Source organism: Streptomyces sp. NBC_00252 (genome assembly GCF_036187565.1).
Classification (GTDB): domain Bacteria; phylum Actinomycetota; class Actinomycetes; order Streptomycetales; family Streptomycetaceae; genus Streptomyces.
Window position 1 is genome coordinate 1,282,745 of sequence record NZ_CP108087.1, and the last position, 22,424, is coordinate 1,305,168.

The 22,424-nt window shown below is 71.6% G+C and carries 19 protein-coding genes; 10 read left to right on the forward strand and 9 right to left on the reverse strand.

From position 1 onward, the window contains the following. Positions 1-63 precede the first annotated feature (63 nt). Positions 64-1,494, reverse strand: a complete 1,431-nt coding sequence (locus tag OHT77_RS05685; RefSeq protein ID WP_328826879.1) for a dihydrolipoyl dehydrogenase family protein — start codon at positions 1,492-1,494, stop codon at positions 64-66. A gap of 123 nt (positions 1,495-1,617) precedes the next feature. Here OHT77_RS05685 and trxA point away from each other — a divergent pair, with 123 nt between their 5' ends. After that, complete coding sequence (gene trxA / locus OHT77_RS05690) at positions 1,618-2,004, forward strand: thioredoxin (RefSeq protein WP_328826880.1); 387 nt, start codon at positions 1,618-1,620, stop codon at positions 2,002-2,004. Positions 2,005-2,044: 40 nt separating this feature from the next. Here the strand turns inward: trxA and OHT77_RS05695 are convergent, their stop codons facing one another. Continuing rightward, entirely contained in the window at positions 2,045-3,481 is a 1,437-nt protein-coding gene (locus OHT77_RS05695; protein WP_328826882.1) for a benzaldehyde dehydrogenase, read from the reverse strand. Positions 3,482-3,880: 399 nt separating this feature from the next. Next, positions 3,881-4,915 carry a LacI family DNA-binding transcriptional regulator gene (locus OHT77_RS05700; RefSeq protein ID WP_328826883.1) on the reverse strand — a complete coding sequence of 345 codons (1,035 nt, stop codon included), beginning with the start codon at positions 4,913-4,915 and terminating at the stop codon, positions 3,881-3,883. A 140-nt stretch (positions 4,916-5,055) separates the two neighbouring features. Here OHT77_RS05700 and OHT77_RS05705 point away from each other — a divergent pair, with 140 nt between their 5' ends. Together OHT77_RS05705 and OHT77_RS05710 are read left to right on the forward strand one after the other, a co-directional pair. Continuing rightward, positions 5,056-5,730 (forward strand): TetR/AcrR family transcriptional regulator, encoded by a 675-nt coding sequence (locus tag OHT77_RS05705; protein ID WP_328826884.1) that lies wholly within the window; start codon positions 5,056-5,058, stop codon positions 5,728-5,730. A 46-nt stretch (positions 5,731-5,776) separates the two neighbouring features. Further along, complete coding sequence (locus tag OHT77_RS05710) at positions 5,777-6,934, forward strand: FAD-dependent oxidoreductase (RefSeq protein WP_328826886.1); 1,158 nt, start codon at positions 5,777-5,779, stop codon at positions 6,932-6,934. Positions 6,935-7,231: 297 nt separating this feature from the next. Here the strand turns inward: OHT77_RS05710 and OHT77_RS05715 are convergent, their stop codons facing one another. After that, entirely contained in the window at positions 7,232-7,912 is a 681-nt protein-coding gene (locus tag OHT77_RS05715; RefSeq protein WP_328826887.1) for a TetR/AcrR family transcriptional regulator, read from the reverse strand. 103 nt (positions 7,913-8,015) lie between these two features. Between OHT77_RS05715 and OHT77_RS05720 the strand changes: the two genes are divergently transcribed. Next, a complete protein-coding gene (locus OHT77_RS05720) occupies positions 8,016-8,579 on the forward strand; it encodes an NADPH-dependent FMN reductase (protein ID WP_328826888.1) in 564 nt (187 codons plus the stop codon). Between the two features lie 74 nt (positions 8,580-8,653). On the opposite strand, the gene OHT77_RS05725 is transcribed toward OHT77_RS05720, so the two are convergent. Then, complete coding sequence (locus OHT77_RS05725; RefSeq protein ID WP_328826889.1) at positions 8,654-9,535, reverse strand: LLM class F420-dependent oxidoreductase; 882 nt, start codon at positions 9,533-9,535, stop codon at positions 8,654-8,656. Positions 9,536-9,634: 99 nt separating this feature from the next. Then, positions 9,635-10,600 carry a TerC family protein gene (locus OHT77_RS05730; protein ID WP_328826891.1) on the reverse strand — a complete coding sequence of 322 codons (966 nt, stop codon included), beginning with the start codon at positions 10,598-10,600 and terminating at the stop codon, positions 9,635-9,637. Between the two features lie 243 nt (positions 10,601-10,843). Here OHT77_RS05730 and OHT77_RS05735 point away from each other — a divergent pair, with 243 nt between their 5' ends. After that, positions 10,844-11,827, forward strand: coding sequence for an alpha/beta hydrolase (locus tag OHT77_RS05735; protein WP_328826892.1), 984 nt, complete (start codon positions 10,844-10,846; stop codon positions 11,825-11,827). A 234-nt stretch (positions 11,828-12,061) separates the two neighbouring features. On the opposite strand, the gene OHT77_RS05740 is transcribed toward OHT77_RS05735, so the two are convergent. Beyond that, positions 12,062-12,967 (reverse strand): NADP-dependent oxidoreductase, encoded by a 906-nt coding sequence (locus OHT77_RS05740; RefSeq protein WP_328826894.1) that lies wholly within the window; start codon positions 12,965-12,967, stop codon positions 12,062-12,064. A gap of 232 nt (positions 12,968-13,199) precedes the next feature. Between OHT77_RS05740 and OHT77_RS05745 the strand changes: the two genes are divergently transcribed. From OHT77_RS05745 to OHT77_RS05755, 3 genes are all read left to right on the forward strand, one after another. Continuing rightward, positions 13,200-13,556 (forward strand): MerR family transcriptional regulator, encoded by a 357-nt coding sequence (locus tag OHT77_RS05745; RefSeq protein WP_328826895.1) that lies wholly within the window; start codon positions 13,200-13,202, stop codon positions 13,554-13,556. 159 nt (positions 13,557-13,715) lie between these two features. Next, on the forward strand, positions 13,716-14,807 hold the full coding sequence (locus OHT77_RS05750; protein ID WP_328826896.1) for a helix-turn-helix domain-containing protein: 1,092 nt from the start codon (positions 13,716-13,718) through the stop codon (positions 14,805-14,807). A gap of 288 nt (positions 14,808-15,095) precedes the next feature. Then, complete coding sequence (locus OHT77_RS05755; RefSeq protein WP_328826897.1) at positions 15,096-16,436, forward strand: jacalin-like lectin; 1,341 nt, start codon at positions 15,096-15,098, stop codon at positions 16,434-16,436. Positions 16,437-16,528: 92 nt separating this feature from the next. On the opposite strand, the gene OHT77_RS05760 is transcribed toward OHT77_RS05755, so the two are convergent. Beyond that, on the reverse strand, positions 16,529-17,524 hold the full coding sequence (locus OHT77_RS05760) for an Lrp/AsnC family transcriptional regulator (protein WP_328826899.1): 996 nt from the start codon (positions 17,522-17,524) through the stop codon (positions 16,529-16,531). 148 nt (positions 17,525-17,672) lie between these two features. On the opposite strand from OHT77_RS05760, the gene OHT77_RS05765 reads away from it, so the two are divergent. Next, positions 17,673-19,304, forward strand: coding sequence for an MFS transporter (locus OHT77_RS05765; RefSeq protein ID WP_328826901.1), 1,632 nt, complete (start codon positions 17,673-17,675; stop codon positions 19,302-19,304). Between the two features lie 98 nt (positions 19,305-19,402). On the opposite strand, the gene OHT77_RS05770 is transcribed toward OHT77_RS05765, so the two are convergent. Beyond that, positions 19,403-20,353 carry an SMP-30/gluconolactonase/LRE family protein gene (locus OHT77_RS05770; protein ID WP_328826902.1) on the reverse strand — a complete coding sequence of 317 codons (951 nt, stop codon included), beginning with the start codon at positions 20,351-20,353 and terminating at the stop codon, positions 19,403-19,405. Between the two features lie 751 nt (positions 20,354-21,104). Here OHT77_RS05770 and OHT77_RS05775 point away from each other — a divergent pair. Beyond that, positions 21,105-22,406, forward strand: coding sequence for an MFS transporter (locus OHT77_RS05775; protein WP_328826903.1), 1,302 nt, complete (start codon positions 21,105-21,107; stop codon positions 22,404-22,406). Positions 22,407-22,424: the final 18 nt, after the last annotated feature.

Consider the following 22,424-nt stretch of genomic DNA (forward strand, 5'->3'; position numbering starts at 1 on the left):
GGTCGGCGGTCGACTGGCCCGGGAATCAGGCGTGTTCCGCCCGGGCCGGCCTGCCGGGTGGGTTCAGCCCCGGTACGCCTCAAGGAGGCGCAGCCAGACCTCGCTGATCGTCGGGTAGGACGGGACCGCGTGCCACAGGCGGTTGATCGGGACCTGGCCGGCGACGGCGATCGTGGCCGAGTGGATCAGTTCGCCCACTCCGGGGCCCACGAAGGTCACGCCTCGGAGGATCTCGTCGTCGAGGTCGACGATCATGCGGGCGCGGCCTCGGTAGCCGTCGGCGTAGAGACCCGCGCCCGCCACCGAGGAGAACTCGACGTCGACCGCGCGGACACGGTGGCCGGCCGCTTCCGCCTCGGCGAGGGAGAGGCCGACGGACGAGGCCTCCGGGTCGGTGAAGACGACCTGGGGGACGGCGTCGTGGTCGGCGGTGGCCGCGTGGGCGCCCCACGGGTCGGTCTCCAGGAGCGGGACGCCCTCGGCGCGGGCGGCGATCGCGGCGCCCGCGATACGGGCCTGGTACTTGCCCTGGTGGGTGAGGAGCGCGCGGTGGTTGACGTCGCCGACCGCGTACAGCCAGTCGCTGTCCTGGACGCGCAGGGTGTCGTCCACCGTGAGCCAGGAGCCCGGAGCCAGGCCGATCGTGTCGAGGCCGATGTCGTCGGTCTGCGGGGCGCGTCCGGTGGCGAAGAGGATCTCGTCGGCCTCGATGCGGTCCCCGCCGTCGGTGACGGCGACGACGGTGCCGTTCTCGCGGGTCACCGAGGTGACGGACGTGCCCGTGCGCAGGTCGACGCCCGCTTCGGTGAGCGCGTCGGCGACCAGTTCGCCGGCGAAGGGCTCCATGCGGGGCAGCAGGCCCTTGCCGCGCACGAGGAGGGTGACCTGAGAGCCCAGCGCCTGCCAGGCGGTGGCCATCTCCACGGCGACGACCCCGCCGCCGACCACGATCAGCCGGCCGGGCGCGGCCTGGGCGCTGGTGGCCTCGCGGCTGGTCCACGGCTTGACGTCGGCGAGTGCGGGCAGGTCGGGGAGGAGGGCGCGGGTGCCGGTGCAGACCGCCACGGCGTGCCGTGCGGTCAGGACGTGCCGTACGCCGTCGGGGCCCGTGACCGTCACCGTGCGGGGGCCGTCGAGGCGGCCGTGGCCGCGGTAGAGGTCGGCGGCGATGCCGTCGAGCCACTGGACCTGGCCGTCGTCCTTCCAGCCCGAGGTCTCGTAGTCGCGGTGGGCGAGGACCGCGGCGGTGTCGAGGGGGCCTTGGACGAGGTGGCCGAGGCCGGGCACGCGGCGGGCGTCGGCTCGGGCGATGACCGGGCGCAGCAGGGCCTTGCTGGGCATGCACGCCCAGTAGGAGCATTCGCCGCCGACCAGTTCGCTCTCCACGATCGCGGTGGAGAGACCGGCCGCACGGGTGCGGTCGGCGACGTTCTCCCCCACGGGCCCGGCCCCGAGCACCACGACGTCGTACGCGATGGATTCCGTTTCCGTCATGGGGCCAGTCTGCTGGGTGGTGTGCGCTGAGGCCACACGGGTAGGGGCGCGGAATACGGGACCGGACGACCGTGTTGTCCGGGACGGCTTCGCCCCCCACATCGAGGAAGAGGGATTTACGTCATGAGCAGCACCGTGGAGCTCACCAAGGACAACTTCGACCAGACGGTCACGGACAACGATTTCGTCCTGATCGACTTCTGGGCGTCCTGGTGCGGGCCGTGCCGTCAGTTCGCCCCGGTCTACGAGAAGGCGGCCGAGGAGAACCCGGACCTCGTCTTCGGCAAGATCGACACGGAGGCCCAGCCCGAGCTGGCGCAGGCCTTCGGCATCCAGTCGATCCCGACGCTGATGATCGTCCGTGACCGCGTGGCCGTGTTCGCCCAGCCCGGCGCCCTGCCGGAGGCCGCCCTGACCGACGTCATCGGCCAGGCCCGCAAGCTCGATATGGACGAGGTCCGCAAGTCGGTCGCCGAGCAGCAGGCGCAGGCCGAGCAGAACGGTCAGTAATCCCCCGGGGATTTTTTCCCGGGTTCTCGGGCCCTCGTTTTCAGAACGGGTACGACGCCACGTCGCCGCGCACCGTCGTCCAGCGCACGTCGGTGAAGGCCTCCAGGTTGGCCTCACCGCCGAAGCGGGCGCCGGTGCCGGACGCGGCGACCCCGCCGAAGGGGGCCACGGCCTCGTCGTTGACGGTCTGGTCGTTGATGTGGACGATCCCGGTCGGGATGCGTTCCGCCAGGTCCAGACCGCGGGCGCTGTCGCGCGTGACAATGCCGAGCGACAGTCCGTACGGCCCCGCCGCGGCCAGCGCCGCCGCCTCGTCGGCGGTCGCGAAGGACCGTACCGGCGCGACCGGACCGAAGACCTCCTCCGCGTAGGCGGGGGATTCGTCGTCCACGCCCGCGAGGACGGTCGGCCGGTAGAAGAGATCCTCGTGCGTGCCACCGGCCGCGAGCCTGGCTCCGCCTGCCGTGCTGGCCTCGACGAGGCCGTGGATCTTGGCCAGTTGGGCGTCGTCGATGATCGGGCCGAGGTGGACCTGCGCGCGGTGCGGGTCGCCGACGGCGAGGGAGTCGGCCTTGGCGGCGAGGCGTTCGACGTACTCCTCGTAGAGCGACGCGTGGACGAGATGGCGGCCGGTCGTCATACAGATCTGGCCCTGGTGGAAGAACGAACCCCAGGCCGCCGTCGAGATCACCGCGTCCAGGTCCGCGTCCGCCAGCACGATCAGGGCCGAGTTCCCGCCCAACTCCAGGTGTGCGCGCTTGAGATGACGCCCTGCCGCCTCACCGACCGCGCGCCCGGCGGCAGTTGAGCCGGTGAAGGAGATCACGGGGACCTGCGGGTCGGCGACGAGGGCCGCGCCCGCCTCCGCACCACCGGGCAGGACCTGGAACAGCTCCTCGGGCAGGCCCGCCTCCGCGAAGACCGCCGCGAGGGCCAGTCCTCCGCAGACCGCCGTGCGCGGGTCCGGCTTGAGGACGACCCCGTTGCCGAGCGCGAGTGCCGGGGCGACCGAGCGGATGGAGAGGATCAGCGGGGCGTTGAAGGGCGCGATCACGCCGACGACCCCGACCGGGATGCGCCGGGTGTACGACAGCCGGGGCGCCTCGGTGGGGAGGACCTGGCCGGCCGGGCGGGAGGCGAGGGCGGCGGCCTCGTAGCACTCCTGGGCGGCGACGTGCAGTTCGAAGTCCGCCTTGCCGGGGATCGAGCCGGACTCGCGCACGATCCACTCGCGCAGTTCCTCGGCGTGCGCGGCGAAGAGGTCGCCGGCCTTGCGCAGCACACCGGCGCGGACGAAGTGCGGGACGCGCGCCCACTCGGCCTGCGCGGTGCGGGACGCCGCGACGGCGGGGCGGATGTCCTCGGCGGCGGCGAGCGTGACGGTACCGAGCGTGTCGCCGGTGGCGGGCTCGGTGACCGGGTACTCGGGGCCCGACAAGGGGCGGGACTGCCAGGTCTTGGGGTCGAGCAGCGTCATGGCGGTTCTCCGATCCGTCACCGGCGGGACCCACCCGGGCAGTGCAAGTCCCGTGTCCGCGCGGCCAGTTGGGCGACCGCGCCCAGGGATGCGCTGCTCCGGCACAGCCGCGAGAGCCGCGTCAGGTGTCGCCCGCATCCCCGTCTGGTTGAGCGTGCAACATCCTAGTCGCGTACGGGCTTTTCGCCCCGGGTGCGGTCGTCGGGGCCGGGGCGGGGGCGGTCGCCGGGTCTTGGACGGGCACGATCGCCGAGTTCAGGGTGGGCGCGATCTCCGAGTCGGGGGCGGGCACGGACGCCGAGTTGGGGGCGGGCACGGTCGCCGGGCCAGCGACGGACACAGCCGCCGGACCCCGGACGGGTGTGGCCCCCGGACCCGAGGCCGCTCACCGACCCCCGGTCAGCTGGACTCGCGATGCACCAACGACGCGCCGAGCAGTTCATGCGTGCCCGGTGTACCGCCCGGGTCGCGTACCGCGTTGTCGACCAGTTCGGCGAGGTCGCGGCCGGAGGGGAGCTGGATGCGGACGGTGCTCAGGCGGGGGCGCAGCAGGCGGCCGATCATGAGGTCGTCGGCGCCGATGACGGCCGTCTCGTCGGGGATGCGGATGTCCTCGTCCTGGAGGGCGCGCATCAGGAGCATCGCGTACTCGTCGTTGTACGTGAACACCGCGTCGAGGCCGAGGTCGCGCCAGCGCAAGGCGATCCGGGCGGCGCTCTCCTCGCTGTAGGCGAGCGGGAGTTCGGTGGTCGTCGCGTCCGTGCCGAGCAGCGCGCGCCGCACCCCTTCGAGGCGGGGGCGGGAGAACGCCTCCAGGCCGGGTTCCTCGGGGACGACCACGCCGATCCGGCGCCGGCCGCGGCCGTACAGGTGCACGCCCGCCTGGTGGCCGACGGCCTCGTGGTCGAGGAGGAGGGCGTGGGCGCCCTCGACCTTCTCGGGGCCGAGGGTGAGGACGGCCCGTGCGCCGGAGCGCTTGAGGACGGCGACGCCCTCCGGGCCGAGTCCGGCGCCGGGCACCAGGACGGCCACCGGGCGGAGTTCGGCCCAGGCGCGGGCGGCCTCGTCGCCGTGCAGTCCGACCGAGCCGTGCTGGACGACCGTGTAGTCGAGTCGGCCGAGCGCCCACTGCAGTTCGCTGATGAACTGGCTGTAGAGCACGCCCACCGGCACGGTCGGCGCCGGCATCAGCACCATGCGGCTGTGTCCCGCGCGCAGGCTGCGGGCCGCGGCATGCGGGACGTAGCCGAGTTCCTTCGCTGCCTCGTGGACACGGCGGCGGGTGGGTTCGCTGATCCGTACGGCGCTGGTGTTGTTGAGGACGTAGGAGACGGTCGCGCGTGAGACGCCGGCCAGGCGGGCCACATCGGCACTCGTGGGGACGGAGCGCGGTGCGGGCGACGGGGCTGCGGGCGTTTTCGGTATCTGCACCATGACGTACGGCATCTTGGCAGAAGCCGGGGCCTCTGAGTGCGGCGGGGGAACGGTCGTCACGAGGACAACATGGTCCGAGTTTTTACGAACATGTTCGTCACGAACTTGTTCGGAGCGAACATGTTCGTTACAGTCGAGACATGACAGCTCGACCCGACACCCCGCGCAGCCGCCGTGAACGGCCGGCGAAACCCGCTCTGAGCAGGGAGGCCATCGTCGCCGCCGCGGTGGCGGTGCTCCGCGCCGACGGTCTGCAGAAGGTGACCATGCGGCGCCTGGCCCAGGAGCTCGACACCGGCCCGGCCTCGTTGTACGTGTACGTCCGCAACACCGCGGAGCTGCACGCGGCGGTGCTGGACGAACTGCTCGGCACGATCGGGCCCGTTCCGGCGGAGGGTTCCTGGCGGGAGCGGCTGGAGCAGGTGCTCTTGGCGTACACCGGGATGCTCTTCGAGCACCCGAGCCTCGCCCGTTCGGCACTGACCGCCTGGCCCAGCGGCCCGCACTACCTGAATCTGATCGAGTCCCTGCTGACCCTGCTCGACGAGGGAGGCGTCCCGCCCGCGCAGGCCGCGTGGGGCGTGGACCTGCTGCTCCAGCAGGCCACCGCGACAGCCGCGGAACACGCGGGCGAGGACACGTCCCAGGACGACTGGGACGCCCTGACCGGTGCCCTGCGCCGGGTGTCCGACCGGACCCACCCGCACATCGCCGCGCTCGCCGGCGACCTGCTCTCCGGGGCGCACGAGGCCCGCCTCTCCTGGCGGATCCAGGCGCTGATCACCGGCATCGAGCGGACCGCCGTACCGGAGTGACGTCACCTCTTCCCCTCAAGTCCCGCCCCCTTCAAGGAGGTTCACCATGACCACCCCCCACCACCCCATCGCGATCATCGGCGGCGGACTCGGCGGGCTCACGCTCGCCCGGGTCCTGCACGTCAACGGCATCGAGTCCGCCGTCTTCGAACTGGACGACTCCCCCGCCGCACGCACCCAGGGCGGCATGCTCGACATCCACGAGGACGAGGGCCAGGTCGCACTGCACGCCGCAGGCCTGTACAAGGAGTTCCGCGCACTCGTGCACCCGGGCGGCGAGGCCACGCGCGTCCTCGACCGGGCGGCCACGGTCCTGGTGGACAACCCCGACGACGGCACCGGCGGGCGCCCCGAGATCGACCGCGGTCAGCTGCGCGATCTGCTGCTCGGCGCACTGCCCGAGAACACGGTCCGCTGGGGCGCGAAGGTCACCGGCGTCCGCCCGCTCGACGGCGGCCGGCACGAGGTGGAGCTCTCGGACGGCTCGTCCTTCACGACCGATCTGCTGGTCGGCGCGGACGGCGCCTGGTCCAGGGTGCGGCCGCTGCTCTCGGACGCGAAGCCCGCGTACGTCGGCATCTCCTTCGTCGAGGTCGACCTGCCGGACGCGGATGTACGGCATCCCGTGAGCGCCGAGGTCGTCGGCGGCGGCATGATGATGGCGCTCGGCGCGGGCAAGGGGTTCCTCGCCCACCGGGAGACCGACGGGAGCCTGCACATCTACGTCGCGCTCGCCGTCCCCGAGGACGCGTTCGACGGCGTCGACTTCAGGGACACGGAGGCGGCGAAGGCGTACACCCTGGGGCACTTCTCCGACTGGGACAAGAGCCTGCGGGCGCTCCTCGCCGACGCCGACGGCCCGCTGACCCCGCGCCAGATCCACGCCCTCCCGATCGGACACCGCTGGGAACGACTGCCCGGCGTCACCCTCCTCGGCGACGCGGCCCACCTGATGTCCCCGTTCGCGGGCGTCGGCGCCAACCTCGCCATGCTCGACGGCGCCGAACTGGGCCAGTGCCTCGCCGCCCACCCCGGAGACACCGAGTCCGCCCTGTCCGCCTACGAGGCGAAGCTGTTCCCGCGCAGCGAGCAGTCGGCAGCCGAGTCCGCAGCGAACGGCACCCTGATGTTCCGCGAGGACGCCCCGCAGGGCATGCTCGACTTCTTCGCGAGCATGGCCCCGGAGGCGGGCGAGGCGGGTTGAGCGGGGCGCGTCGGCCGCACCGGGTTGTCGGGCGTGGCGGGTTGGGCCGGGTGCGGGGCAACTGGGCGACTCAGTCGGGGAGTTGAGCCGAGCACGGCGGTTGCGTCGAGTGCGACAGCTGCGCCAAGGCCGTTGAGCCGGGCGCAGCCCAACTGACGCACCCAGACAGGAGGTTGAGCCTGGCACCGCGATTGCGCCGATCCCGCCAGCCGACCCGGACACGCCCGCCGAGCCGGGCACAGCTCAACCCGCCTACTCAGCCGAGCGGTTGAGCACCTCCCACCCCAACTACCCGCCTCAGCCGTCGCCCTGAGCCCCCGTCACCCGGTCGACCAGGTCGATCCAGCCGACCTCCAGCCGCTCCATGGGCATCCCGCACTGTCGTGTCAGATGGTTGATCAGGGCAGGGTCCAGGTATGCCATGAGGGTGTGGGAGAGCAGCTCGCAGTCGGCGTCCGGGACGATCTGGCGGAGGAGCACCGTGACGTGTGTGCGGAGTGCGCGGAGCGCGGAGTGGGCGAACCGGCGGGTGGGTTCCGGCTGGGCGGCGAGTTGCAGGTCCAGCTGCTCGGCGTGGCGGTAGAGCACGGCCACCCCGAACGCCCGCAGCCGCTCGACCGGCGGCGCGCCGGGGCCCAGCGGGGGCGGGCCGCCCAGGAAGTCGGCCTGGAGGGTCTGCGCGGAGTGGTCGAGCAGCGCCATGAGCAGCCCGGTGCGATCGCCGAAGCGGCGGAACACCGTGCCCTTGCCGACCTCGGCCGCGGCGGCCACGGCCTCCATGGTCACGCCGGCCACCCCGTGCTCGGCGATCAGCCGGGCGGCGGCCTCCAGCAGCTTGGCGCGGTTGCGGGCCGCGTCGGCGCGCAGGCAGGGTTCGTCGACGAAGGAGCGGACCTCCAGCAACTGGGGTTCGCTTATGGACTCCTCGGGCTTCGGGAAGGGCGGAAGGGCGCTGGACATGAAGACAGCGTAAAGCACTGGGAACAAAACTGGACCGCGGTCCGCTTAGCCTGATACAACTCTAAACGGACCTCGGTCCGGATCGTAACGGCAGTGTTTCAGCCCCCCTCTTGGAGTCCCCATGTCTGTTCGTATCCTCGCGCTCGTCGGCAGCCTGCGCGCCGGCTCGCACAACCGCCAGCTCGCCGAGGCCGCGGTGAAGTTCGCGCCCGAGGGCGCCGACATCGAGATCTTCGAGGGTCTCGCCGACATCCCGTTCTACAACGAGGACATCGACGTCGAGGGCAACGTTCCGGCCGCCGCCGCCAAGCTGCGCGAGGCCGCCGGTGCCGCCGACGCGTTCCTCTTCTTCTCCCCCGAGTACAACGGCACCATCCCGGCCGTCCTGAAGAACGCCATCGACTGGCTGTCCCGCCCCTACGGCGCCAGCGGCTTCGGCGGCAAGCCGGTCGTCGTGGTCGGCACCGCGTACGGCCAGTTCGGCGGCGTGTGGGCGCAGGACGAGGCCCGCAAGGCCATCGGCATCGCCGGTGGCAAGGTGATCGAGGAGATCAAGCTCTCGATCCCCGGTTCCGTGACCCGCTTCGCCGAGACCCACCCGTCCGAGGACGCCGAGGTCGTCGCCCAGCTGACCGAGGTCCTCGCGCAGCTGAAGGGCCACGCGGGCGAGGCCGTCGCCGCCTGATCCAGGCACCGCGCGTGAAGGGGCCGGAGTCCACACGGACTCCGGCCCCTTTCGTGTCCCGACGACCGCTCCGGTCAGTCCAGTTCGGCCAGTCGCGGCACCGCGGGCGCCACGAAACGCTCGATCCACTCGGCCGGTTCGCCCGTGCGCGGTCCGAGGATCACCGTGTCGACGCCGAGCTTCGTGAAGCCGTCGATCTCCCGCAAGAACGCGTCCAGGTCACCCGTGGTCACCGACTCGCCGGTGTGGACGATCGTCTTGCGGATACGGTCGTAGTCGCGCCCCAGGGTGTCGCAGTGCCCGCGCAGCACGCTGAGCTTGTGCCGCAGCTCGTCCGGCGTCGACACGATCAGGTTGCACGCGTCGGCGTACTGGGCCACCAGCCGCAGGGTCTTCTTCTCCCCGCCGCCGCCGATCATGATCTCGGGGTGCGGGCTGCTGACCGGGGCGGGCACGCAGAGGGTCTCGGCGAGGCGGTAGTGCTTGCCCTCGTAGGGGCCGTTCGCCTCCGGGTCCCACATCTGCAGACAGATCTGCAGGGTCTCCTCCAGCCGCTCGAAACGCTCCGCGAGCGGCGGGTAGTGCACGCCGAGTCCGTGGTGCTCACGGTCGTACCAGGCCGCCCCGATGCCGAGCGTGGCCCGGCCGCCGGACAGCACGTCGAGCGTGGTGGCGATCTTCGCGAGAAGCCCCGGATTGCGGTACGTCACACCGGTCACCAGCGCGCCGAGGCGGACCGTGGAGGTGTTCCCGGCCAGGAAACCGAGCGTCGTGTAGGCCTCCAGCATGGCGTCCTCGGCGCCGCCGTTGAACTCCATCTGGAAGTAGTGGTCCATCACCGAGAGCCAGCTGACGCCGGCCGCCTCCGCCGCGACCGCCGACGCGGCCAGCTCGGGCCCGATCGCCGTCGGCCCTCCGGGATGGTTGAACCGGTTGATGTGTACGCCGACCCGCATGACCCGACTCCCTTTCACGTCCGCTGCACGGTCCTCCCGGACCTTCACCGTCCCTCGTGACGGTAGGTCTTCGAGCGCTCTCGAAGTCAACCTCCACGCCTACGACTTGACGGCGGGTTCCGTCTCCTGGCCCCTCGTGGCGCGCAGGCTGGTGAACGTCGTCACCGCGAGGACCAGCACGATGAAGCCCAGCGAGAAGGGGATCGAGATCTCCGGGACGTGCACCCCGGACTCGTGCAGGGCGTGCAGCACCAGCTTGACGCCGATGAAGCCCAGGATGATCGACAGGCCGTAGCTGAGGTGCACGAGTTTCTTCAGCAGGCCGCCGATGAGGAAGTACAGCTGGCGCAGGCCCATCAGGGCGAAGGCGTTGGCGGTGAAGACGATGTACGGGTCCTGGGTGAGGCCGTAGATCGCGGGGATGGAGTCGAGGGCGAAGAGCACGTCGGTGGAGCCGATGGCGAGCATCACGACCAGCATCGGGGTCATCACGCGCCTGCCGTTCTCCCTGATGAACAGCTTGGTGCCGTGGTAGCGGTCGGCCACGCCGAAGCGGCGTTCGGCGATCTTGAGGAGCTTGTTCTCCTCGTACTCCTCGTTCTCGTGGCCCTTGCGGGCGTCCTGGACGAGCTTCCAGGCGGTCCAGATCAGGAACGCGCCGAAAATGTAGAAGACCCAGGAGAAGGTGGAGATGATCGCGGCACCGGCCGCGATGAAGCCGGCGCGCAGCACGAGCGCGACGAGCACGCCGACCATCAGCACCCGCTGCTGGTACTGCGAGGGCACCGCGAACTTGCCCATGATCAGGACGAAGACGAAGAGGTTGTCCACGCTCAGCGACTTCTCGGTGATGTACCCCGCGAAGAACTCCCCGGTGGGTCCGCCGCCGCCGTAGAGGAGCAGTCCGAGGCCGAACAGGCAGGCCAGGACGACCCAGACGACGGTCCAGATGCCGGCTTCCTTGACGGAGACGTCGTGGGGTTTGCGGCCGATGAGGAAGTCGACGCCGACGAGGGCGCACAGGGCGGCGATCGTCAGCAGCCAGACGGTCAGGGAGATGTTCACGGGTGGTGCTCCTGGTGCGGGAACGGCGTGTGGGGCGCCACATGGGGATGGCCCGTAGGGGTCGGGACATCGTTGTGGGCGTGGAGGATCCCTTCCACGCGCCGAGGGTGAACAACAGCTCACCTCCCGACACGGCACCCGCCGGACGGCGGGGAGGTTCCGCCGTCCGGCGGTGGGCGGATCGGGGGCGGACGCGCGGACCATGGCTTTACGAGCCGCCGCGTCCAGCGTCAGGAGAAACCCATGACCGCCGTCCCGCCCCCGCCCCCGTTCGACCCGGAACTCGCCGCGGCACTGGAACTGATCAAGGAGTTCATCTCGCCCGGGATGTCGTTGGAGGACATCGACGAGATCCGCCGCGGCCCGGCGATCATGCAGTCGCTGGAGCTGGACCTGACCCTGGACGGGGCCTTCGCCGTCGAGGACCGGGAGGTGGCCGGGCCGGTCGGCGATCCCGCCATCACGCTGCTGATCTGCCGCCCCACCGCACCCTCCACGGCGGGCGCGCTGCCCGTCATCTTCCACGTGCACGGCGGCGGGATGGTCCTCGGCGACCGGCGGGTCGGGGTGAGCGGAGCGCTGGAGTACGCGCGGGAGCTGGACGCGGTGGTGGTGTCGGTGGAGTACCGGCTCGCCCCCGAGCATCCGCATCCCGCGCCGATCGAGGACGTGTACGCCGGTCTGCTCTGGACGGCGGAGCACGCGAAGGAGATCGGCGGCGACCCGGAACGGATCGTCATCATGGGCGCGAGCGCGGGCGGCGGTCTGTCGGCGGCGCTTGCCCTGCTGACCCGGGACAGGGGCGGCCCGCGCCCGATCGGCCAGCTCCTCCTGTGCCCGATGCTCGACGACCGCAACGACACCCCGTCAGCGCACCAGATGGCGGGCGTCGGCATCTGGGACCGCACGGCCAACGAGACCGGCTGGACCGCCCTCCTCGGCGACCGCCGCGGCGGCCCCGACGTCTCCCCGTACGCGGCCCCGGCCCGGGCGGAGGACCTCACGAACCTCCCCCCGGCCTTCCTCGACGTCGGCTCGGCGGAGACCTTCCGCGACGAGGTCGTCGCCTACGCGTCCCGCCTGTGGCAGGCGGGCGGAGTGGCCGAACTCCACGTCTGGCCAGGGGGTTTCCACGGCTTCGACGGTTTCGCCCCGCAGGCGGCGGTGTCCCAGGCGGCGAGGGCGGCCCACGTGAGCTGGCTGCGGAGGTTGCTGGCTACGGCGTGAGGCGAGCCGGGGGGCGGGCGGGGCGGCTGGGGTCACTTCGGCGGGGCGCAGACAGCGGCTCATGTACCACGCGCGGGGCCCGAGTTGGGGCGGCCTGCTTGACGAGACGCCATGGAGATCAACCCGCGCCGGACTGCCCGCCCGCCGGTACCGATCGAGGGCCCGTTCGCCACGCAGGCCCGCACGCTGCAAGTCACCTACCTCGTGGGCCTGTTCGGACGCAGACCGGCCCGTTCACATGGAGATCACGATCTTTCCCCGGGTGCGCCCACGCTCGGCCTGCGCGTGGGCGTCGGCGATCCGCTCCAGGGGGTAGGTCTCTTCGATCCGGGGTGTGTAGCGGCCCTGCCCGCCCAGTTCCGCCGCCGCGGCCAGGAGAGTGGAGTCGTTCTCCGCGTTGACCACATGCGTGCCCAGGCGCTGCCCGCCCGCGTGGTCGGCGACCGTCGCGACGCGCTTCGGGTCACCCGCGATCGCGACGAGGTCGTCCAGGGAGCCGGAGGCCGCGGTGTCGAGCACGATGTCGACGCCGTGCGGAGCGAGGGTGGCGAGCCGTTGAGCGAGGCCGGGGCCGTAGGTGGTGGGGACGGCGCCGAGGGAGGTGAGGAACGCGTGGTTGCGTTCACTGGCCGTCCCGATCACCGTGGCACCTCGCGCCACCGCGATCTCGACCGCCGCGCTGCCCACGCCTCCGGCGGCGCCCTCGACGAGGAGGGTGCGCCCCGCGAGGGAGCCGAGCGCGTCGAGCCCCCGCATCGCGGTCACCGACGCGAGCCCGGCACCCGCGGCCTGCTCGTCGTTCCACGTGGCGGGGGTCTGCGCCCAGGCCGAGAGGACGAACAGCTCCGCGGTCGCGCCCGTGATGCCGCCCAGGCCGAAGACACGGTCGCCGATGCTCACCCCCTCCACCCCGTCCCCGATCTCGTCGACCACACCGGCGCCGTCGCGCCCGGGAATGGCGGGCAGCTCCACGGGAATCACCTCGCGCAGGGCGCCGGCGCGCAGCTTCCAGTCGATGGGATTGACGCTGGCCGCCGCGACGCGGACACGGATCTCGCCGGGTCCGGGGTGGGGATCGGGGGCCTGCTCGATCACCAGGTTCTCCGGTCCGCCGTATTCGTGGAACCGAGCTGCGCGCATAGTGGTCTGCCTTACTTCGACGGGCCGGAATGACGTGTTCATCCGATGCCCGGCACTCTAGAACCTGACGTTGACGTGAGGTGCAAGCCACGACCGCCGCCCGACCGGAGGAGGCAGGCGCGAATGGGTGAGGTTGCCGAACGAGCGACCCCAGATCTGTCCCCGGAGCCGGTATCGCTAGCCTGAACCTCACATCGACGTGAGATACGAGTCGGAAGGGCGGCACTGCGTCATGCGCATCGGACAGCTCGCCAGGCGGTCGGGGGTCAGCGTGCGCGCCCTGCGCTACTACGAGGAACAGCGACTCCTGGAATCGGCGCGGACGCCCGGAGGGCAGCGCGACTATCCCGACGAGGCCCTGGAACGGGTCCAGCTCATCCAGGACCTCTTCGCGGCCGGCCTCTCCAGCCGTACCGTCGTCGAACTCCTGCCCTGCGTGAGCACCGGCGTCGCGACCCCCGCGATGCTCGACCAGCTCATCATCGAACGCGACCGCATCGCCGCCCGCATCCAGGACCTGACCCGCGCCCAGACCAAACTCGGCCGCGTGATCGAGAACGTGGCCGCGGCGAACGTGACCCAGGTCTGACCAACCCGTCGCGAGGGCCTACGACGGCGATCGCACCGGCACGCACCGCCCCGCCCGAACCGCCCGCCGTAGAAACGCGTAGCTCACCCGGGCCGATTCCTTCGCGCTCCCCCTGTCCCGTCCCTCCTCTCCGCCCCCTCCATGCCGCACCATGGACCTATGAAAGAGCTGGCCGGGCGCCTGACCGCGCTGGATCCGGACGCCGGTGCCGCCCTGCGGGTCATCGGGTACTTCGACCGGCTCGCCGAGTCGCGGGCCGGTCTTGAGGCGCTGGTGCGTGGGGCGGCGGTGCTCGCCGGGTGTGCCGCGCGGCTGGTGGACGCCGAGCGGCGGGTCCGGGTGCGGGTCGAGGCAGACGGTACGCGCCGGGACAGCGCGGAACCGCCGGATCCCGCCTGGCCCTCCGCCGCGCTGACACCGGGCGGGACTTCCGCGCTGTGGCTGGAGCGTACGGCGGGGTCGGCGCCCAGTGTCGTCGACGCGATGATCCTGGAGCGGGCCGCCGGTGCCGTGCGAGTGGTGCTGGACCGCACCCGGGGCCGGGTTCCCGCCGACGACCCGGAGTTGATCGAGACCCTGCTCGACGCCACCGCTCCCGAGGCGGCCCGGCTGCATGCGGCCCGGCGTCTCGGCCTCGACCCGGCCGACCCGACGACCAGGGCCAGGGTCATCGCCCCGATCGAGGGCCCACCCCGGGTCGTCGCAGCACCCCGGGAGACGACAGGTACCTCAGGCCTGCGGCTCGTTCCGGACGGCGATCCGCAAGCGCTCTCCTACGGCTTCGGCGCCCAACCCCCGCACCCGGAAGCCGAGTTGCCCGCAGGACGCCTGGGCATCGGCCCCGCCGTCCCCGTCCTGGACCTGCACCACTCCTGGTCCGCCGCCCGCACCGCCCTGCGGTTCACCTCCGACGGCACCGCACAGGACCCCGGCCAACGCATCGTGCACGCCGACGAACTCGGCGGCATCGCCCTCCTCGCGGACCTGGTGGTGCCGGGTGCCGAACCACCCCCAGACGTCCAGGACTTGGAATCGGCGGCGGCCAACGCGCCCTGGCTGCTGGCCACTCTGAACGCCGTCGCCACCACGACCAGCCTCCGCGCGGCGGCCACCGAGATCAACGTCCACCACTCCACGCTCCAGGACCGCCTCACCCACGCGGAGTCCTTGCTGGGCTGGCCGGTACGCACACCTCAGGGCCGGCTCCGGCTCCAACTGGCGCTCACGATGCGGCACTTGGCACGGCCGTAGCGCCGCGCCGGTCAGGGGACGGTGGCCGGGAGAGACCGACTTCCCGAACGCCCCACGCCCCGCACCGCCCCTCCCCGAATGATGTGAATCCCGTATCCCCCCCTGTGGGCCGTATCCCCTCGCACCCCCAACAACCGGGCACCCAGCGGGACTTGGCCATCTCCGCGCCACCCGGAATTCCTGATTCGGTGCGGCTGAAGGGGAGTCATAGCAAGCGCTTGTCGCTACATTTTGACATGCTCGCCGCATCAACCTCCCCCTCTGTCACTCCGCAGGAGGCACTTCCCCATGCGCAGACTTCTCGCCTGTCTGGCGGCCGCTGCCGCGGCCCTGGGCGGGATCACGGTGGCCGCCGCGACGCCGGCCGCCGCCGCCACGTCGGGCAGCTTCAACGTGCTCACCTACAACGTCGCCGGGCTCCCCGAGTCGTTGTCCAGCGCCTCGACTCCGCGCGACACGAGCACCACCGCGATCGGCACGCGCATCGCCCCGTACGACATCGTGAACGTGCAGGAGGACTTCAACTACCACGCCTACCTGTACTCCACCGACACCCACCCCTACCGCACCGCGACCAGCGGCGGCGCCGGCATCGGCAGCGGGCTCAACACCGTCTCCGACTACGCCTGGGACGGCGACGACTTCGAGCGGGTCGGCTGGAACTCCTGCCAGATCGACTCGGGCGACTGCCTGACCCCGAAGGGCTTCACCTTCATGCGGGAGCGGCTGTCCGAGGGGGTGTACGTCGACTTCTACAACCTGCACACCAACGCGGGCACGAACGACGGCGACGAGGCCTCCCGCGCGGACAACCTCGCCCAGTTGACCAGCTTCATCACGTCGCACTCCGCGGGCAACGCGGTCGTCGTGATGGGTGACACCAACACCCGCTACACCCGCACCGCCGACACCATCGCCGAGTTCGGCGCGGCCAACGGTCTCACCGACGCCTGGGTCAAGGTGATCCGCGGCGGCGTGGCACCGGCCAAGGGCAGCGACACCCTGCTGTGCGACCAGACCGGCGCCACCGTGCCCAACACCTGCGAGGTCGTGGACAAGGTCCTCTACCGCAGCAGCAAACTGGTCACACTCAACGCGACGTCGTACAACAACGAGCACGCCAAGTTCCTCACCTCGGACGGGCTGATGCTCTCCGACCACGACCCGATCACGGTCGGCTTCACCTGGTCGCAGAACGCGGACTTCCAGCTCAGCGACCAGTTCGGCGGCCCGCACGGCGACTACTATCAGGACATCGGCAGCGTCCCGGCCGCCGCCCGCGCCACCCAGATCTCGCTGCGCTCCGGCTCCCGCGTCGACCAGGTGGGCGTCACCCTCGCCAACGGCACCACCCTCACCCATGGCGGCACGGGCGGCACCGCGTCCTCGCTGACGCTGGGCAGCGGCGAGTACGTGACGTCGGCCTACCTGTGCGAGGGCAAGTACAGCGACACCACGCGGATCTTCTACGCCAAGTTCACCACCAACCTGGGGCGCACCCTGGCCGGTGGCACCACCACCTCGGACTGCGTGACCCGCACCGCCCCGTCCGGCTGGCAGATCGCCGGCTTCCATGGACGCTCCGGCGACGAGGTCGACAAGGTCGGCTTCATCTACACGAAGCGCTGACCCACCGGTCAACTCACAGTCTCCGCACGGCAGTTGCCTGAGCCGGACCGTCCGCCATCGCGGGTGGTCCGGCTCGGTGCGCTCCGCCCCCGCTACGCGAACGCCGGCGGCACCAGTCGCCCCCGTGAGATGAGCGAGGTGGCCTGCTTCAGACGGTGGACGTGGATGCTCACGCCGTAGCCGTCGATGCCCGGGACGGCGGCGACCTTGGTGGTGAGGTAGCGGTACAGGTCCTCCGTGTCGCGGCAGATGACGACGACCATGATGTTGGAGTCACCGCTGATCGCGGCGGCGAAGGCGACCTCGTCGTGGGCCGCGAGTTCCTCGCCGACGCGGGCGAGGCGGGCCGGGGCGACGCGCAGCCACAGGGTGGCGTTGAGCGCGAACCCCAGGCGCGCGGAGAGCAGTTCGACGTCGTAGGCGAGGGCTCCCGAACTCTCCAGGGCGTCCAGTCGGCGGGCGACGCGGGCCGTGGACCAGCCGGTGACGTCGGCGAGCTGGGTGTGCGTGGCACGGCCGTCGTCCGCGAGCGCGTCGAGCAGCGGGGTGTCCTCGTCGGTGAGGCGTACGGGCGGTCCGGTGGGCAGGTCGGGCCGGTCGCCTACGAGTTGACGGACCTGAGCGGGCGTCAGGTGGCCGCCGTAGCCTGTCCAGTCGCTCACTCCCGACGTGCCGAACGGATGGATCAGCAGGTCGATGCTGACGTCGAGGACCGAGGCGGACTTGGGGAGTTGGCGCAGCAGGACGTCGTCGCGCGGCACGTGGACCGGTGCGCTGATCACGCAGATGATCTCCGAACCGCCCGACGCGAGGCCCGCGTAGGCGATGTCGGGGCGGCGGGCGAGCGCGTCGGCGAGCGGGCCGACCCGGTCGGGGCGGCAGCGGATGCGGGCCACCCAGCGCGCCTCGCCGTGGACGGAGGGGTCGATCAGGCCGACCACCCGCATCACCCCGGCGCGGCGCAGGGCGTGGAAGCGGCGAGCTGCGGTCTGCTCCGAGACCCCGGCGACCTCGCCGATCACCCGGAACGAGGCGCGCGGCGCGCACTGCAGCGCGCGGAGGATTTTCCCGTCGACTTCGTCTGTCATGAGGGAAGTCTGACATCCCGGAGTGGCTGGATGGAGGTTCTGGGGCGCTTCTCGGTCCCGCGTTGGTGATTGTGCATGGCGGAGCCGATCCTGAGGCGCGTGCCTGTTCGAGTTCGAGGGCACCGCGTTTCCAGAAGGAGAGTTCCCCGTGAACGTCACGACCCCGGCGAGCGGGCGGCCCGATCGACGGGCGGCCACCCTCGTGATGGCCTGCCTCGGTGTCTTCGTCGCCTACTTGCCGGTGACCACCGTCGCCGTGAGCCTGCCCGCCATCCAGTCGGCGCTGAACGCGTCGACCGCCCAACTGTCCTGGGTCCAGGACGCGTTCGTCCTGCCCATGGCCGCGTTCATCCTCACCGCCGGTGTCTTCGGCGATGTGCACGGACGCAAGAAGGTGTTCCAGGCGGGCCTGCTGTTCTCCGCGATCGGTGCCGCCGTGGCCCTGTCCGCGCAGTCGGTGCACGTCCTGTGGATCGGCCAGGCCTTCGCCGGTCTCGGCGCGGCAACCCTGCTGCCGACCACGCTGGCGCTGATCAGCCACGCCGTGCCCGACCACCGGGAGCGCGGCAAGTTCATCGGCCTGTGGGCGACCGCCCTCATGGCCGCGCTCGCGATCGGCCCGCTGATCGCCGGCGTCATCCTCGACCACGCCTCCTGGCGCTGGATCTACCTCATTTCGGTGCCGGTCCCGCTGATCGCACTGGGCGTCGCCGCCCGCCTGCTCCCCGACTCCCGCGCCCCGCACGGCCGCAAGCTCGACTGGCCCGGCCAGCTCGCCGCGACCCTCGCGATCACCGCGCTCGTCTACGGCGTGATCGAGGGCGGCGCCGGTTCCTTCACCGACGTCAAGGTCATGGTCGCCCTGTTCACGGCGGTCGTCGGCGGGGTCGCGTTCGTGTTCGCCGAGCGGCGCAGCGACAGCCCGATGCTGGATCTGACGCTGTTCCGCAGCCCCGCGTTCACCGCCACCACCCTGGTCGCGATGATCACCTTCCTGGCGCTGATCGGCTTCTTCTTCCTGCTCAGCCTGTACTTCGGCCTGGTGCAGCAGCTCGACACACTCCAGGCGGCCTGGCGGCTGCTCATGGTCACCGCGGCGGCGATCGTGGTCGGCCAGCCGGTCGGCCGGCTCATGCACCGGGTCGCCCCGCGCGTCCTGATCACCGGGGGTCTGCTCGTGATCTCCGGCGCGCTGTTCGCGCTGACCGGCGTGGACTCCGGCACCTCGTTCGCGTCGATCGCCTGGCGGCTGGCGCTGCTGGGCCTGGGCATCGGCACGGTCCTGACGCCGATGACCGCGACCGCCGTGGCCTCCGTGCCGTACCAGCAGGCGGGCATGGCGGCGGCCGGCAACAACGCGTTCCGCCAGGTCGGCGGCGCGCTCGGCCCGGCCGTCCTCGGCGCCCTGCTCTCCACCAAGGCGCTCGACACGCTGCCGGGCCACCTCACCGATGCCGGGGTGACCGGCGCGACCCAGCGCAGCATCGTCTCCACCGCCGACTCGAACGGTCTCGGCGCCGTCGCCCACATGAACCTCGGCGCGGACACCGGCCGGGCGCTGGGCGCGCTCAGCGAGTCCTTCCTCGACGGCATGCGGCTGTGCCTGGTGGTCGCCGGATCGCTGACGCTCCTCGCGGCCCTGGTGTGCGTGCTGTTGCTGCGCCGCCCGCGACAGGACGCCGCTTCCACGTCGGCTCCGGCGGCCGGCGGGCACACCGCCGACACCGGGACTCCTACGCCGGTCGCAGCAGCGGCAGTTGACCCGGCGCGGAACCGCTGAGGCGCGAAGTACCCACGGGCGGGGCCCTGTTGCACGTCGACAGGGCCCCGCCCGCTGTCACATCGGATCGCGCCACCGCATCCGGCGGCGCGGTCGCGTCAGACCGGCACGGCGACGGCGCTGAACGTCGTGTCCGGCGTCTGCGGGCTGGTGAAGCGGGCGTTGACCAGATACAGCCGGTTGCCGAAGCGGGCGGCGGTCGTCGGCACGTCGAAGCGCGGGTCGGTGATCGTACGGCGCAGGGTCGCGGTGGTCGCCTTGGCGTCGAGGTCGAACACGCTGATCAGGTTCAGCCGGTTCTGGACGACGTACAGCGTCCGGCCGATCCGGAACAGACCGTCTCCGTTGGCCACGTCCGCCGCGCCGCTCAGGGCGACCTCTCTGGCGCGCCCGGTCCTGAGGGACACGGTGTAGAGCCTGCCGGGGTTGCTGCTGACGACGATCAGGCCGTGCCCGTCCGGGGTGCCGACGATGCCGTTCGCGTTGTTCACCCCGGGTGTCTGCACCCAGTCGCCGGTGAGGGGGAGCGCGGTGACCTCGCCGCTACGGCCCCGGGGTACGCCGTAGAGCACGGCGTCGAGGGAGTCGGTGAACCAGGCGCGGTCGCCGAGCAGGGTGACGTCGTTGATGAAGTGGCCGGTGGAGGGGGTGAGTTGATAGGTCGTCACCACGTCACCGGTGCGGGAGTCGACGACTCGGGCGACCCCGGTGCTGCCCGCGACGTACAACAGGCCGTCGTGGTCCAGTTTCAGCCCGACCGACACGCGGCCCGCGGCACCCTCGGACAGGACACCGCCCTTGCCGGTGCGCAGGTCGTAGCGGTGGATCGCGCCGTCGGCGCGGGAGCCCACGTAGGCGTACGGTCTGCTGCCGATGGCGATGCCCTCGGGGAGGAGGCCGTCGGGCAGCGGGAACGCGGTCGGCCAACCGGCCGGGCCCTTTGCGGAGTTGGCGCTTGCCGTGCCCGCGCCGGCCGTCACGGCGACGGCGGTCAGGGCGGCGCCGCCGAGCACGGCGCGGCGGGTGGGCCGGGGGTGGATCCGGGTCATCGTTCGGACCTCCGGGGGCGAGGAGTGGGGGTGCGGTCGGGCGAACTCGGTGACGCGGGGCGGGCGGTGCGGGTTCGGGCGGACCATGGAGTGCGGGCGGACCGTGCGGCCCGAGTCAAACCCTCACCAACTCCGCCCCAAGGCCCGGTATTTGCGTAACGGCTCGTCACACCCCGGAGTTCCCCGTCGCCCCAACCGCACTTCCGCCCAACGTCCACGCACAGCCACGGATCCTCACCTGAACTCGGCGGTCCCGGACGGCATCGGCCCCCTTGCGGTGGCGCCGTCCGGGACCGCCTCCGGGGAGCCGTCGTAGTGCACCGGCGACGACCAAAGGCCCCGGCACGGAATATCGAACGTCGCCGGGGCGCGGTCCGGCCGTCCCTTCATTCATCCGTTCACCCGGCGTCGCACCAGCCGGTGAATTCGGCACCCGGTCACGACCACCGTGATCCCCCGGCCTGCCCTTGTCGCGCCCGGTTCGCCGAACGGAATCGGGACCGCGCATGTGCGACAAAGCGGCTTTCTTTTCGCCTTCTGCCGTCACTGCGTGGGGAGTTGTGGCGCTCCGCGTGCGGAAATGTCGGCCGGGATATGCCGTAACTCAATTGGCTGCGCTATATTTCACCCCTCAACTCCCTTTGCGTTCAGGCGTTTTCCGCTCTCCCGCCTCCCGTGAATTCCTTTCGCCCCGGGCCGGTACCACCTGTTTCCCCCTCCGTGATACGCCTCACCGAAAGCCCCCCACTCCGTGGCCATCACTGTGCACGAGGACCGGCCGCCGGCCGGTCGCCATGCGGCCGTTCCGGCCGGCAGCCTGTTTCGACGGATCTACGCACCCCGCACCAGCGACGCCCTGGCGTTCTCCATGGCGACGTACGCCATGCCGTTGCTGGTCCTGACGATCACCAGGTCCTCGTCGCTGACGGGTCTGGCGTTCGCGCTGGAGTGGACGCCGCGGATCGCCGCGTTCGTACTGGCCGGCAACGTGGTGGACCGGCGCGGCGCCGCCGTCGTGTGTTTCGTCGCCTCTCTGCTGCGGGCCGTGGTGCTGGCGGGGGCGGCCGTGGCGCTGGTGATGCTGCCGCGCGGCACCGAGGAGACGGTGACCGTGCTGGTGCTGGCCGCGGTGACCGGCACCCTCACCCAGTTCAGCTTCGTCGCGAACGAGGCCGTGGGCGCGATCGTCACCCGGCGGGCGGAGCACCGGCCGCACGGGGTGCAGTCGGTCCTCATCGGCATCGACCAGACCGCCATGCTGGTCGGCCCCCTGCTCGCGGGCTTCCTGCTGCTGGTCGGGCCCGGCTGGATGCTCGGCTGTCTGACCGGGCTGTCCCTGCTGGCGGCCGTGCTCGGACTCCAGACCCCGCCCACCCCGCTGCGCGCCGGACGGCCCGTCGGCGAGCGCACGCCGGGCAGTCTGCGCACCGGGCTGCGCATGCTGCGCCGACTGCCGTCCCTGCGCTGGCTGGTGGCGGGCCTCGCCTGCTCCAACCTCGCCCTCGGCCTGCTCCAGTCGGCCAGCCCCGTCATCGTGGTCGAGAACTTCGGCCGTTCCTCCGCCGACGTGGGCACCCTCTGGTCGGTCGCGGCCGCCACCACCCTGCTCGCGATCACCTGCTGCCGGCTCGCCCTGAGCCGCGTCGACCTGTGGGGCGTAGGAGTCGTGTGCGCGACCTTCGCCTCCACCGCCTGCCTCGCGCTGCCCCAAGCCCCGTCCTACGCCGCCTACATGGTGCTCATCGCGCTGTTCATGGCGGGCGACGGCGGCCTCACCGTCGTACTGCGCACCCTGCGTTCCCTGGTCATCCCGGCCACGGCGTTCGGCACCACGCTCTCCCTGACCATGCTGCTCCTGCTGCTGCCCTTCCCGGCGGCCGGCATCCTCGTCGCCGTCACCCCGCCGACCCACCTCGACACGGTCGTCCTGTGCTGCGCCGCCGTCCAGGCCGTCGCCCTGGCCATCACCTTCGCCCGGCTCCGGCACGAGCCGACGCTACGCGCGTCCGCCCACGCCATGCTCCCCGACCAGCCGTCGGCGGCGCCGCGTTGACCTTGCCGTAATTCGGTT

What these genes read in the sequence shown, in the direction of transcription:
- OHT77_RS05750 (WP_328826896.1), top strand. Translation starts at nt 13,716, where the DNA reads ATGAAAGAGCTGGCCGGGCGCCTGACCGCGCTGGATCCGGACGCCGGT.
- OHT77_RS05760 (WP_328826899.1), bottom strand. Translation starts at nt 17,524, where the DNA reads ATGACAGACGAAGTCGACGGGAAAATCCTCCGCGCGCTGCAGTGCGCG.
- OHT77_RS05705 (WP_328826884.1), top strand. Translation starts at nt 5,056, where the DNA reads ATGACAGCTCGACCCGACACCCCGCGCAGCCGCCGTGAACGGCCGGCG.
- OHT77_RS05720 (WP_328826888.1), top strand. Translation starts at nt 8,016, where the DNA reads ATGTCTGTTCGTATCCTCGCGCTCGTCGGCAGCCTGCGCGCCGGCTCG.
- OHT77_RS05700 (WP_328826883.1), bottom strand. Translation starts at nt 4,915, where the DNA reads ATGGTGCAGATACCGAAAACGCCCGCAGCCCCGTCGCCCGCACCGCGC.
- OHT77_RS05685 (WP_328826879.1), bottom strand. Translation starts at nt 1,494, where the DNA reads ATGACGGAAACGGAATCCATCGCGTACGACGTCGTGGTGCTCGGGGCC.
- OHT77_RS05735 (WP_328826892.1), top strand. Translation starts at nt 10,844, where the DNA reads ATGACCGCCGTCCCGCCCCCGCCCCCGTTCGACCCGGAACTCGCCGCG.
- OHT77_RS05770 (WP_328826902.1), bottom strand. Translation starts at nt 20,353, where the DNA reads ATGACCCGGATCCACCCCCGGCCCACCCGCCGCGCCGTGCTCGGCGGC.
- OHT77_RS05740 (WP_328826894.1), bottom strand. Translation starts at nt 12,967, where the DNA reads ATGCGCGCAGCTCGGTTCCACGAATACGGCGGACCGGAGAACCTGGTG.
- OHT77_RS05695 (WP_328826882.1), bottom strand. Translation starts at nt 3,481, where the DNA reads ATGACGCTGCTCGACCCCAAGACCTGGCAGTCCCGCCCCTTGTCGGGC.
- OHT77_RS05745 (WP_328826895.1), top strand. Translation starts at nt 13,200, where the DNA reads ATGCGCATCGGACAGCTCGCCAGGCGGTCGGGGGTCAGCGTGCGCGCC.
- trxA (WP_328826880.1), top strand. Translation starts at nt 1,618, where the DNA reads ATGAGCAGCACCGTGGAGCTCACCAAGGACAACTTCGACCAGACGGTC.
- OHT77_RS05710 (WP_328826886.1), top strand. Translation starts at nt 5,777, where the DNA reads ATGACCACCCCCCACCACCCCATCGCGATCATCGGCGGCGGACTCGGC.
- OHT77_RS05755 (WP_328826897.1), top strand. Translation starts at nt 15,096, where the DNA reads ATGCGCAGACTTCTCGCCTGTCTGGCGGCCGCTGCCGCGGCCCTGGGC.
- OHT77_RS05725 (WP_328826889.1), bottom strand. Translation starts at nt 9,535, where the DNA reads ATGCGGGTCGGCGTACACATCAACCGGTTCAACCATCCCGGAGGGCCG.